Source organism: Nocardioides limicola (genome assembly GCF_016827675.1).
GTDB lineage: Bacteria > Actinomycetota > Actinomycetes > Propionibacteriales > Nocardioidaceae > Nocardioides > Nocardioides limicola.
Genome location: NZ_JAERJA010000001.1, coordinates 346942 through 359649 on the forward strand (window position 1 = coordinate 346942; position 12708 = coordinate 359649).

Below are 12708 nucleotides of genomic sequence, written 5' to 3' on the forward strand. Positions count from 1 at the left end.
GGGTCACCCTAGCCGGGCTGTCGCGCGGCGAGGGCGGATTCGCCGGCGGCCCGCATCCGGTCCAGCGGCGCCGACTGACCGGTGAAGAGCTCGAACTGCAGCGCCGCCTGGTGCACGAGCAGGTCCAGGCCGCTGATCAGCACCCGGTCCCCCGCTGAGGCAGCCAGGGGGGTGGGCCAGGGGTGATACAGCACCTCGAACAGCACCGGCACCCGGGCGCACCCGGCCACCAACGCCGGGTCCTGGGCGGCGGCGGGAATGGTGGAGATCAGCAGGTCAGCCTCGGGGGGCGAGGTCAGGGCGGCGACGGTGACGTCGAGGTCGGCGCGGTGACGCGCGGCAGCCTCGAGCGTCTCGGCGGCCCGCTCGGGGTTGCGCACGTGCAGGGCGAAGTCCCGGCAGCCCAGGTCCGCGACAGCGAGCAGGGTGGAGGCGGCGGTGGCGCCGCCACCGAGGATGGCGGCCCGGCGCAGCGGCCCCTGGTACCGCTCCCGCAGTGCCGCGGCTGCGCCAGGCACGTCGGTGTTGTGGCCGGTGCGGCCGTCGTCGTCCAGGACGATCGTGTTGGCGGCGCCGGCCACGGCAGCGCCGTCGGTGACCTGGTCCACCAGCGGCAGCGCCTCGCGTTTGAGCGGCATCGTCAGGGACAGGCCTCGCCAGCCGTCGTCGAGGCCGCCGACGAAGTCGGCCAGTCCCCCGGCCGGGACCCGGTGGGCGTCGTACGTCCAGTCCAGGCCCAGCGCTGCGTACCCGGCCCGGTGCAGCACCGGCGAGAGTGAGTGATCGATCGGGTCACCGAGGACGGCGCAACGGCGCCGCATCAGCACCGCCCGGCATTCTGACGGCACCAGGTCCGCCACTGCTCGACGTTGCGCAGGTGCTCGGCGTAGCTGGCCGCGAACGCGGTCTCGCCGGTGTCGAGGTCGATGGCCACGAAGAAGCAGAAGCCCTCTGAGGTGGGGTTGAGGGCCGCCTGCAGGGCGCGCTCTCCGGGTGACGCGATCGGCCCTGGCGGGAGACCGGAGACCCGGTAGGTGTTGTACGGGGAGTCGGAGTTGCGGGCATCCGCGCTGGTGGTCACCCCGCCGGCCGAGCCGCCCTGGATGAAGTGGACCGTGGAGTCCATCTCCAGGCGGCCACCGGTCTCCGAGCAGGCGCCGTTGAGTCGGTTGTAGACCACCTCGGCGACGTTGGGAAGGTCCTGGTCCCGGAAGACCTCCTTCTCCACGATGCTCGCCACGGTCAGCAGTTCGTGTTCGGACAGCCCGACCCGGCTGGCGTCGGAGAGCGGCACCGAGCCGGCCACCTCGTTGAACTTGGTCACCATCGCGGTGAGCATGTCGACCGGACGGTCGTCGGGGCCGAACGTGTAGGTGGCCGGGAAGAGATAGCCTTCCGGGTTCCCGCCGGCGGACTCCGGGAGTCCGAGTCGGGCCGGGTCCTCGAGCACGCGCTCGAACTGGCCGCGTCGATAGTCGGTCTGGGCGGCCAGCCGGTCCAGGATCTGATCGACCCGGAAGCCTTCGGGGATGGTGATGGTGCTGGTGAGCATGTTGGTGCGGTCGACGAGGATCGCCAACGCGTCCACGGCCGCCATCTGCTGCTGCACCTCGTAGTAGCCGGGCTGGATACTGCGGGCCGCCTCGTTGCCGGCCGCGGCATCGATGAACGCCTGCACCGAGGCGACCACGTCGTGCTCGCGCAGCGTCCGTCCGATGGCGGCAGTGGAGTCGCCGGGGCGGACCTCGACGATCACCGCGTCGCCGCCGGGACCCTCGTAGTCGGCGGCCGACGAACTCAACCGGTCACGCAGGGCGTCCACACCGTTGGTGACGACGTAGTAGAAGCCGCCGGCCAGCAACGCCAGCGCCAACACGGCGGCCAGACAACCGGGCAGTCGGGATCTGCGTCGTCGACGTCGCCCCGGCTCAGGGGTGCCCACCGAGGTGATGTCCAGCCCGATGTCGCTCACGTTGCCTCCTCGACGATCTCCCCCGGCGGCACTCCGGACGACTTCTCGGTGTCCAGCGCATGCTGGAGGATCAGGACGGCAGCCGCCTGGTCGACGACTGCACGCCGCTTCCTTCCCTTGCGGCCCTGCTCCCGCAACTGGGCCTCCGCAGTGACCGTGGTCAGCCGCTCATCACACAGTCTCACAGGGGTGGTCGGCACCCGGGCCACCAGCGACCGGGCGAACTCCCGGACCCGGATCGCAGCAGGCCCCTCCCGGCCCGAGAGCGAACGCGGAAGACCGACGACGATCTCGATCGGCTGGTACTCCGCCACGATGTCGGCGAGCAGGTCGAGGTCGCCGTCGCCGCGCCATACCGTGTCCACCGGGGTGGCCAGGATCCCGGACGGATCGCTCGCCGCGACCCCGATCCTCGCCTCGCCCGGATCCAGACCGAGCCGTACGCCGTGCCGCATCAGACCTGGGTGCTCCGGCCGACCTCGGCATGGACTGCAGCCAAAGCCTCGCCGATCCGAGTGGCGTCGGTGCCGCCACCCTGGGCCACGTCGGCCTTGCCGCCGCCCTTGCCGCCGACCAGGGGGCCGACCGCCCGGACCAGCTCGTTGGCCGACACGCCGCGTTCCCTGGCCGCCTCGTTGGTGGCGGCCACCACCGACACCTTGCCGTCGGCGTCGCCGATCACCACCACCACGCCCGGCCCGGTCAGTCGGCTCCGGATGTCCATGGCCAAGGTGCGGACGTCACCGCCGCCAACCCCTGCGGCGTGGTGGGCGAGCACAGAGACCCCGCCCACGTCGATGGCCTGGCCGGCGAGTTCGCCGGCGCTGGACAGGAGCTGGCCGACGCGGAGTCTCTCCAACTCCTTCTCGGTCGCCCGGAGGCGCTCCACCATGTCCTCGATCCGACCCACCAGGTCGTCGGGCTGGGCCTTCAGCATCCCGGTGAGCTGGGCGACCACGTCGCGCTCCCTGGCCAGGTAGGCGAAGCCCTCCAGACCGGTCAACGCCTCGACCCGTCGGGACCCCGAGCCCACCGAGGTCTCCGAGGTCACCACCACGGTCCCGATCTGGGCCGTGTGGTCGACATGGGTGCCGCCGCACAGTTCACGTGACCAGGGGCCGCCGATCTCCACGACGCGGACCTTCTGGTCGTCGTAGGTCTCGCCGAACAGGGCGAGGGCACCCCAGTCCTTGGCGTCGGCGAGGGTCATGTACTCCCAGCCGACCGGCAGGTCGGAGCGCAGTGCTGCGTTGGCGACCTGTTCGACGTCGTGGAGCTGCTCGGGGGTCAGCGCCTGGGTCCAGCCGAAGTCCAGCCGCAGGTAGCCGGGACGGTTGTAGGAGCCGGACTGAAGCGCGGTCGGGCCGAGGACCTCGCGCAGCGCGGCATGCACCACGTGGGTGCCGGAGTGGGCCTGTCGAGCGCCGGTGCGCCACTCCGGGTCGACCTGGGCGTGCAGCAGCGCGCCGGGGTGGAACTCGCCGTCGACGACGCGGACCTGGTGAACCACCAGGCCGCGGACCGGGCGCTGCACGTCGAGAACCTCGAGACGACCCCCGTCGAACTCGATGATCCCGGCGTCCGCGGCCTGCCCACCGGATTCGGCGTAGAAAGGGGTCCGGTCCAGGATCAGTTCACCGATCTCACCGGAGGCGAGGGTGCCGGCGGGTGCTCCTTCGCGCAGCAGTGCGACCGACTTCGACTCCGTCTCCAGGGTCTCGTAGGCGAGCCAGTCGGTCGGGCCGTGCTCGTCGAGGATGCCGCGGTAGACACCGGTGTCGGCGTGTTGGCCCTTCTTGGACCGGGCGTCGGCCTTGGCCCGCTCCCGTTGCTCGGTCATCAATGCCCGGAACCCGTCGTGGTCGACGCTGAGGCCGGCCTCGGAGGCCATCTCTAGGGTCAGATCGATCGGGAAGCCGTAGGTGTCGTGCAGGGCGAACGCCTTGGCCCCGGACAGCCGGCTGCCGCCGCTGTCGCGCACCTCGGCGGCGGCCAGGTCGAAGATCTGGGTGCCGGCCTGCAGGGTCTTGCGGAACGCATCCTCCTCGGCGTAGGCCACCGACGAGATCCGGGCGAAGTCGGCCTCCAGGTCCGGGTAGCCGAGCTTCATCCGGTCCAGGCTCACCGGCAGCAGTTCCGGGAGCGACCGGTCCTCGTAGCCGAGCAGTCGCATCGACCGCACCGCACGGCGCAGCAGCCGTCGCAGCACGTAGCCGCGGGCCTCGTTGCCCGGGGTGACCCCGTCACCGATCAGCATCAGCGCCGATCGCACGTGGTCGGCGACCACCCGGAACCGGACATCGTCGCCGACATCGGCGCCGTAACGACGTCCGGTCAGCGCCGAGGCCCGCTCGATCACCGGGAACATCTCGTCGATCTCGTACATGTTGTCCTTGTCCTGGAGCAGGTAGGCCACCCGCTCCAGACCGAGGCCCGTGTCGATGTTCTTGGCCGGCAACGGGCCGGCGACGTCGAAGTCGTCCTTGGCGCGGACGGTCTCCAGCGACTCCTGCATGAAGACGAGGTTCCAGATCTCCAGGAATCGATCCTCGTCCACGATCGGTCCACCGTCAGCGCCGAAGGCAGGGCCGCGGTCGTAGTAGATCTCGCTGCACGGGCCGCCGGGACCGGGCACGCCCATGTTCCAGTAGTTGTCCAGCAGGCCGCGCTCCTGGATCCGCTCCTCGGGCAACCCGGCCAGGTCTCGCCAGAGCGCCTTGGACTCCTCGTCCCCCGCCAGCACGGTCACCCAGATCCGGTCCCCGTCGAAGCCGAGTCCGCCGGCCTCGACGCTGCCGGTGACCAGACTCCAGGCCTGGGCGATGGCGCCCTCCTTGAAGTAGTCACCGAACGAGAAGTTGCCGCACATCTGGAAGAAGGTGCCGTGCCGGGTGGTCTTGCCGACCTCTTCGATGTCGAGGGTCCGGACGCACTTCTGCACGCTCACCGCACGCTCGAACGGGGGTGTCTCCTGGCCGAGGAAGTAGGGCTTGAAGGGCACCATCCCCGCATTGACGAACAGCAGGGTCGGGTCATCGAGCAGCAGCGACGCCGACGGCACCACCTGGTGGGCGCCGAGCGAGGAGTGTTCGAAATGGGCCACGAACCTGCGGCGGATCTCCGCGGTTTCCATCAGCTGTCCTTCTTCTCGTGCAGGGCCCGGACCGGTTGGGCCGGGATTCGGTGGTGATCGAGGGGCGTGGGCAGCCCCTCGGGCGCCGTCACCAGCCCCCATTGCCGGCGCAGCTCGGCCTCTCGCTCACGCGAGCCGGCCACGAACTCCTCGGTCAACAGTCGGGCGCCCAGGGCGAGCCCCTTGGCGCGGTCGCGCATCCCGTCGGGAGTGAGGCTCTCGGCGACGCGACGGGCGCGGACGGCGGCGTAGATCCCTGCGCCGGCGCCAGCCACGAACCACAGGCTGCGGCTCATGCGGCGTCCTCGTCGTTGAGGGCCGCGCGCTGCCGCTCGTGGATCAGTCGCCGGGCCGCCTTCAGTTCGGCCTTGCGTTGCTTGCGGGCGCGTTTGATCTCGCGGCGCATCTCGAAGCGGACCTGGTTGCGGTGCTCGGCGGAGAAGGCACGTCGTACGCCGCTAGCGGCCGCGGCTGCCTTGATCAGCGTCTCGCGCAGCACGATGTCGGCGAAGAGCTTGCCCTCGATCCGCTGCGGGACCGCCAGTTCGACCGACTGCGACTCGGCATTGCCCGAAGACTCATCGCGTACGGGCACGTCGCTCAGCGACTCTTCGCCCAGGGCTGTGATGACGTAGTCCACCTGGCCGTTGTCGGAGGTGACCTTGACCAGTGCGGTGCTGCTGGCCGTGGCCATGGTGTCGATCATCTCGCGCAACTCGGCCGCCTCGGCTCGGACCGTCGCCGCCTCGTGGCGCATCCGGGTCACCAGGAGCGACAGCCACACCAGCGCAGCAACGATCGCCAGCGCCGCGACCACCGCGGCTGCCACGAGGATCGGCTGCTCCATCACAGTGCGTCACCCTATCCTGCGCCGGAGCCCAGGTCCTCACCGCGGATCAGCCTCCGGATCCGCTCCCACCGCTCCTTGACGGCAGCTTCGGCGCCCAGTGCGGTCGGCTGGTAGTAGCGGGCCTCCCGGACCGACTCGGGTGCGTACTCCTGGCGGGCGATGCCATAGGGGGCGTCGTGGCTGTAGAGGTAGCCCTTGCCGTGCCCGAGCCGGTCCGCCCCGGGGTAGTGCGCGTCCCGCAGGTGCGGGGGCACGGTGCCGATCAAGCCGCGGCGGACGTCGCCCACAGCCGCGTCGATCGCCGTGATGACGGCGTTGGACTTGGGTGCGACTGCGAGCGCGATGGTGGCCTGGGCGAGGTTGAGCCTGGCCTCCGGCATGCCGATCAGTTGGACGGCCTGGGCGGCGGCCACTGCCGTGGTGAGGGCGGTGGGATCGGCCAGCCCGATGTCCTCGCTGGCCAGGATGATCAGCCGCCGGGCGATGAACCGAGGGTCCTCCCCGGCCTCCATCATCCGGGCGAGGTAGTGCAGGGCCGCGTCGGCGTCGGAGCCTCGGATGGACTTGATGAAGGCACTGATCACGTCGTAGTGCTGGTCCCCGTCCCGGTCGTAGCGCACTGCCGCCGCATCCACCGCCCGCTCAACCACCCCCAGATCGATCACCGCCGAGTTGGGCCCTATCCGCGTCGAGTTGGGCCCCGTACGCGTCGAGTTGGGCCGTTCCCGGGCGAGGACGGTGGCCGCGGCCGCCTCGAGGTAGGTGAGCGCCCGTCGTGCGTCTCCCCCGGCCAACCGCACCAGATGCTGTTGTGCGTCACCGTCCAGCGTGACCCGACCTTGGAAGCCCCGCTCATCGGTGAGCGCTCTGTCCACCACGGCGCTGATGTCGGCATCCGTGAGGGAGGACAGCGTCAACAGCAACGTCCGTGAGAGTAGTGGTGAGATCACTGAGAAACTGGGGTTCTCCGTGGTCGCGGCCACCAGGATCACCCACCGGTTCTCGACGCCGGGCAGCAGCGCGTCCTGCTGGGCTTTGGAGAAGCGGTGGATCTCGTCGACGAAGAGGACGGTCTCGGTGCCTCGATGCACCAGGTCGCTGCGCGCGGCCTCGATGGCTGCCCGGACCTCCTTGACTCCGGCGGCGACTGCCGAGACCTCCACGAACCGGCGGTTGGCCGTGTTCGAGACGATGGAGGCGATCGTGGTCTTTCCGGTGCCTGGCGGTCCCCAGAGCAGGAGGGACAACGGTTGTTCGCCCTCGACGAGCATCCGCAGGGGCGACCCCTCCGCCTTCAACGGTGCCTGCCCGACGAGTTCGTCGAGGGTGCGAGGTCGCATCCGGACGGCCAACGGCGCAGATTCGTGCGCGGTCGCGCTTAGCGACCCCGACCCCGCGACCGGTCCACCCGGCGCCTCGAACAACCCCTCATCCACAAGGTCACGCTATCTGCCCTGCGGTGGGGGTGCGTGGGCGCCCAGGGAGGCCTGGTACGGCGACTGGTCGCCGTACCAGGCCCAACTCGATGCGGATGGGGCCCAACTCGATGCGGATGGGGCCCAACTCGGCGCGGATAGGGCCCAACTCGGCTAGGAGGGGTCGGGCTTGGGGACGAAGTCGACGCCGGCTTCCTTGCGCTGAGCGGCGGTGATCGGCGCCGGAGCAGCGGTGAGCGGGTCGAAGCCGCCGCCGGACTTGGGGAAGGCGATCACGTCCCGGATCGACTCGACCCCAGCGAGCAGGGAGACGATCCGGTCCCACCCGAAGGCGATGCCACCGTGCGGCGGGGCGCCGTACTTGAACGCCTCGAGCAGGAAGCCGAACTTCTCCTCGGCCTCGTCCGCGCTGATCCCCATCACCTCGAACACCCGCTTCTGGACGTCCTCGCGATGGATACGGATCGACCCGCCGCCGATCTCGTTGCCGTTGCACACGATGTCGTAGGCCCAGGCGAGGGAGTTGCCCGGATCGGTGTCGAAGGAGTCCAGGTCCTGAGGGCTGGTGAACGCGTGGTGTACGGCGGTCCAGGCACCTGACCCGACAGCCACATCGCCGGCAGCGGTGGCCTCGTCAGCGGGCTCGAAGAGGGGCGCGTCGAGGACCCACAGGAAGCTCCACGCGTCCTCGTCCAGCAGGCCGGTGCGGCGGCCGATCTCCAGCCGAGCAGCGCCGAGCAGGGCGCGTGAGGTCTTGGCCGGGCCGGCCCCGAAGAAGATGCAGTCGCCCGGCGCTGCCCCCACATGGGCGGCGAGGCCGGCGCGCTCGGCGTCGGTGAGGTTCTTGGCGACCGGGCCACCCAGTTCGCCGTCCTCGCCCACCAGGACGTAGGCGAGCCCCTTGGCGCCGCGCTGCTTGGCCCACTCCTGCCAGGCGTCCAACTGCCGACGCGGCTGGCTCGCGCCGCCGGGCATCACCACCGCGCCCACGTACGGCGCCTGGAAGACCCGGAACGGTGTCTCCTTGAAGAAGTCGGTGCACTCGACGAGCTCCAGACCCATCCGCAGGTCGGGCTTGTCCGAGCCGTAGCGCGCCATCGCGTCGGCATAGGTCATCCGCGGGAACGGCGCGGTGACGTCGACGTCGATCAGCTTCCAGAGGGCGACCAGGATCTCCTCTGCCAGCGCGATCACGTCGTCCTGGTCGACGAAGCTCATCTCGACGTCGAGCTGAGTGAACTCAGGCTGCCGGTCGGCACGGAAGTCCTCGTCGCGGTAGCAGCGCGCGATCTGGTAGTACCGCTCCATCCCGGCCACCATCAGCAGTTGCTTGAACAGTTGCGGCGACTGTGGCAGCGCGTACCAGGAGCCGGGCTGCAGCCGCGCCGGGACCAGGAAGTCGCGGGCCCCCTCGGGCGTGGAGCGGGTCAGCGTGGGCGTCTCGATCTCGACGAAGTCGTGCCGGTCCAGCACGGCGCGGGCGGCCTGGTTGACCCGGCTGCGCAGCCGCAGGGCCTGCCCGGGGGCGGGACGCCGCAGGTCCAGGTAGCGGTGCTTGAGGCGGGCCTCCTCGCCGACCTCGACGTGCTCGTCGATCGGGAACGGCAGCGGAGCGCTCGCGGAGAGGACCTCGAGCTCCTGGGCGACCACCTCGACCTCGCCGGTGGCGAGGTTCGGGTTGAGGTTCTCTGCGGTGCGGGCGACCACCTCGCCGGTGACCTTCAGGCAGTACTCGTTGCGGAGGCTGTGCGCCACCTCCTCGTCGCGGACCACCACCTGGACGATGCCGCTGGCCTCCCGCAGGTCCAGGAAGGCAACCCCACCGTGATCGCGCCGTCGGGCCACCCATCCGGCGAGGGTGACGGTCTGGCCGACGTGCTCGGTGCGCAGGCGTCCGGCGTCATGGGTGCGGATCAAGACGGGTGCTCCTTCGTGACGACCTGCGGTCGCAGGTCTTCGGTGGGTGGGGTCCAGGTGGCCGGATCAGCAGCCGACTGGTCCCCGGTTCGGATGTCCTTGACTTCGTGCGTGAGGGCGCCGGCATCGTCGGTGGTGGTGAACCAGACGAACGGGATGCCGCGTCGTTCGGCGTACCTGATCTGCTTGCCGAACTTCTGGGCGGAGACTGCGACCTCGACCGGGACTCCAGAGCGGCGCAACTGTTGGGCGACCGTGTCGGCGGCCGGTCGGGACTCCTCATCGGTGAGTGCCACCAGCACCACGCTGGGCACCGATCGGCTCCCGGTCAGCACTCCTCTGCCCACCAGCGGCACCAGCACCCGGCTCACGCCGAAGGAGATCCCGACGCCGGGGTACGTCGTCCTGCCGTCGGAGGCCAGCGAGTCGTAGCGGCCGCCGGAGCAGATCGACCCGAGCGTCTCGTATCCGCTGAGCCGGGTCTCGAAGACGGTGCCGGTGTAGTAGTCCAGGCCGCGGGCGATCTTCAGGTCCGCCACCACCTGGACCCGATCCGAGGTCAAGGGTGCGCAGCCGGCCAGTACGGCGGCCAGTTCCTCCAGGCCCTCGTCGAGCAGCGGGTGGCTGACCCCGAGGCGACGGACCTCGTCGACGAAGGAACCGTCGGCTGACGCGATGCCGGCCAGCGCCAGGCACTGGTCCGCCTGCTTCTCATCCAGGCCGGCGTCGGCGACGAGCATGCTGTGGACCTGATCGGCGGGCAGTTTGTCCAGCTTGTCGATCAGCTGCATCACCCGGTCGGGGTCGGCGGCACCCAGCCCGGCGTAGAACCCTTGGATCAGTTTGCGGTTGTTGACCTGGAGCCGGAAGCCGGGCAAGAACTCCAGCGAGGCGAGGGCCTCGACCATCACCCGGGCCACTTCGACGTCGTGGTGGAAGCTCAACTCGCCCTGGCCGACGATGTCGATGTCTGCCTGGGTGAACTCGCGGAAGCGCCCCTCCTGCGGCCGCTCCCCTCGCCAGACCTTCTGGATCTGATAGCGGCGGAACGGGAACTCGAGTTTGCCCGAGTTCTCCAGGACGTAGCGCGCGAACGGCACGGTGAGGTCGAAGTGCAAACCCAACCCTGCGTCGCCGTCGCCTCGGTCCTGCAGTCGCTTGAGGACGTAGACCTCCTTCGACGTCTCGCCCTTGCGCAGCAACTGGTCGAGCGGTTCGACGGCCCTGGTCTCGACGTTGGCGAAGCCGTGCAACTCGAAGGTCCGGGCGAGGGTGGCGACGACCTGCTGCTCGACCACGCGGTCGGCAGGCAGGAACTCGGGGAACCCGCTCAGCGGGCGCGGTTTGCTCAACTCAGAGTCCTCTGGTCACGCGGGGAACCTCGTGCTCACGCTGGAGCTCGAGGAGGTAGGGGTTGGTGGCACGTTCGCGGCCGATGGAGGTCTGCTCCCCGTGACCGGGCAACACCACCACGTCGTCGCGCAGGGTGAGCACGCTGGACCGCAGCGACTCCAGCATCTGGGCGTGGTCGCCGCCGGGCAGGTCGGTGCGGCCGATGGAACCCGCGAACAGCAGGTCGCCGGCGAACATGACTTCGGAGATGTCCTGCTCCGGGTAGGGAGTGCGGAAGGTCACCGACCCGGGCGTGTGGCCCGGAGTGTGGTCCACGGTGAAGCGCACCCCGGCGAGTTCGAGCTCCTGGGCGTGCTCGAGCTCGCGGACGTCGTCGGGCTCGGCCCACTCGTAGTTGCCACCCAGCAGCATCTGGGTCGTGTCGGCGGACATGCCGGCCATCGGGTTGCTCAGCAGGTGCCGGTCGCGGGGATGGATCCAGGCGGTGGCGTCGTAGCTGCCGGCCACCGGTGCGACACACCACATGTGGTCGACGTGCCCATGGGTGACCAGCACCGCCACCGGCTTGAGGTTGTGCTCGCGGACGACCTGAGCGACACCGTCGGCGGCGTCCTTGCCCGGGTCGACCACCACGCACTCGGCCCCCGGTTCGGTGGCGACCACGTAGCAGTTGGTCCCCCACGGTCCGGCGGGGAATCCAGCGATGAACACGGGGGCACCTCAATGTCTGGTGGGCGTCTGGTGGGCGGACGATCGGTTGATCCTACCGAGGTCGACCAGACGTGTGACTACGATGGGCGACCATGAGCAGCAACATGCAATCCGACTGGGGTCGGGTGGCTGACGACGGCACCGTCTTCGTACGTACATCGACCGGGGAGCGCTCGGTCGGCTCCTACCCGGAGGGTACGCCGGAAGAAGCCCTCCGATTCTTCACCGAACGGTACGAGGCACTGGCCTTCGAGGTCCAACTGCTCGAACAACGGATCACCAGCGGGGTGCTGGCACCCGACGACGCCGTGAAGTCGGTGGCGACGGTGCGCGACCAGGTGGTCGACGCCCATGCGGTCGGCGATCTGGATGGCCTGGTGGCCCGGCTGGAGGCACTGGCCCCGGTGATCGAGGAGCAACGTGCGGTGCGGAAGGCCGAACGTGCCGCCAAGCAGGAGAAGGCCCGGGCCACCAAGGAGGAACTGGTCGCCGCCGCCGAGAAGATCTCCGCCGGCAACGACTGGCGTCACGGCGCCAACCTGCTGCGTGAGCTGCTCGACCAGTGGAAGCAACTCCCCCGGCTGGACCGCGCCACCGACGACGCCCTGTGGCGCCGCTTCTCGACCGCGCGTACGTCGTACACGCGGCGGCGCAAGACGCATTTCGCCGAACTCAACGTCAAGCGTGAAGCTGCCCAGCAGATCAAGGAGCGCCTCTGCAAGGAGGCCGAAGCCCTCGCCGACTCCACGGACTGGGGACGCACCGCCGGCCAGTTCCGGGACCTGATGCGCGAATGGAAGGCCGCCGGTCCGGCCCCCAAGGAGGTGGACGACCAGCTGTGGAAGCGGTTCCGCGGCGCTCAGGACACGTTCTTCGAGGCGCGCGACGCGGCCAGTTCTGCACTGGATGCCGAGTTCGCTGCCAACGCCGAGGTGAAGGACGGCCTGATCCTCGAACTCGAGGCGTTGCTGCCCATCGGCGAACTGGAGGCCGCCAAGCAGGCGTTCCGGCAGTTGGCCGAACGCTGGGATGCGGCCGGCAAGGTGCCGCGCGACCGGGTCAAGGAGCTGGAGGCGCGGTTCCGCAAGGTCGAGCAGGCGGTTCGTTCGGCCGAGGACGACCAGTGGCGCAACAGCGATCCGGAGAAGTCCGCCCGGGCCGACGACATGATCAACAAGCTCGAGGCCGGCATCGCCGAGATCGAGGAGAAGATCGCCGCGGCACGTGACGCCGGGGACGAGAAGCGCGCGAAGCGGCTGGAGAAGGACCTCGAGTCGCGCCGTGAGTTCCTGGAGATGGCCAAGCGCACCGCAGCCGACTTCGGTTGAGCGGGCCG

11 protein-coding genes are annotated in these 12708 nt (G+C 69.8%); 1 reads left to right on the forward strand and 10 read right to left on the reverse strand.

Translation table 11 applies throughout. The annotated features are described in order from the left end of the window. Window positions 1-8 precede the first annotated feature (8 nt). The 10 genes from JKG67_RS01730 to JKG67_RS01775 form a co-directional block, all read right to left on the reverse strand. Complete coding sequence (locus JKG67_RS01730; protein ID WP_203335522.1) at window positions 9-821, reverse strand: shikimate dehydrogenase; 813 nt, start codon at window positions 819-821, stop codon at window positions 9-11. Next, window positions 821-1972 carry an endolytic transglycosylase MltG gene (mltG, locus tag JKG67_RS01735; RefSeq protein WP_203335523.1) on the reverse strand — a complete coding sequence of 384 codons (1152 nt, stop codon included), beginning with the start codon at window positions 1970-1972 and terminating at the stop codon, window positions 821-823. The genes JKG67_RS01730 and mltG overlap by 1 nt, the downstream gene beginning before the upstream one ends. Then, window positions 1969-2427 (reverse strand): Holliday junction resolvase RuvX, encoded by a 459-nt coding sequence (ruvX, locus tag JKG67_RS01740; RefSeq protein WP_203335524.1) that lies wholly within the window; start codon window positions 2425-2427, stop codon window positions 1969-1971. The genes mltG and ruvX overlap by 4 nt, the downstream gene beginning before the upstream one ends. Continuing rightward, window positions 2427-5105 carry an alanine--tRNA ligase gene (gene alaS / locus JKG67_RS01745; RefSeq protein WP_203335525.1) on the reverse strand — a complete coding sequence of 893 codons (2679 nt, stop codon included), beginning with the start codon at window positions 5103-5105 and terminating at the stop codon, window positions 2427-2429. Before alaS ends, ruvX begins: the two co-directional genes overlap by 1 nt. Next, window positions 5105-5401 (reverse strand): DUF6167 family protein, encoded by a 297-nt coding sequence (locus JKG67_RS01750; RefSeq protein ID WP_203335526.1) that lies wholly within the window; start codon window positions 5399-5401, stop codon window positions 5105-5107. The genes alaS and JKG67_RS01750 overlap by 1 nt, the downstream gene beginning before the upstream one ends. Next, on the reverse strand, window positions 5398-5952 hold the full coding sequence (locus JKG67_RS01755; RefSeq protein ID WP_203335527.1) for a hypothetical protein: 555 nt from the start codon (window positions 5950-5952) through the stop codon (window positions 5398-5400). Before JKG67_RS01755 ends, JKG67_RS01750 begins: the two co-directional genes overlap by 4 nt. Window positions 5953-5966: 14 nt before the next feature. After that, a complete protein-coding gene (locus JKG67_RS01760; protein ID WP_307816375.1) occupies window positions 5967-7391 on the reverse strand; it encodes a replication-associated recombination protein A in 1425 nt (474 codons plus the stop codon). Between the two features lie 153 nt (window positions 7392-7544). Then, complete coding sequence (aspS, locus tag JKG67_RS01765; protein ID WP_203335529.1) at window positions 7545-9308, reverse strand: aspartate--tRNA ligase; 1764 nt, start codon at window positions 9306-9308, stop codon at window positions 7545-7547. Continuing rightward, window positions 9305-10660, reverse strand: a complete 1356-nt coding sequence (hisS, locus tag JKG67_RS01770; RefSeq protein ID WP_203335530.1) for a histidine--tRNA ligase — start codon at window positions 10658-10660, stop codon at window positions 9305-9307. Before hisS ends, aspS begins: the two co-directional genes overlap by 4 nt. Window position 10661: 1 nt before the next feature. Then, a complete protein-coding gene (locus JKG67_RS01775; RefSeq protein WP_203335531.1) occupies window positions 10662-11372 on the reverse strand; it encodes an MBL fold metallo-hydrolase in 711 nt (236 codons plus the stop codon). Between the two features lie 92 nt (window positions 11373-11464). On the opposite strand from JKG67_RS01775, the gene JKG67_RS01780 reads away from it, so the two are divergent. After that, on the forward strand, window positions 11465-12700 hold the full coding sequence (locus JKG67_RS01780; protein ID WP_238997779.1) for a DUF349 domain-containing protein: 1236 nt from the start codon (window positions 11465-11467) through the stop codon (window positions 12698-12700). The last annotated feature ends 8 nt before the right edge of the window (window positions 12701-12708 follow it).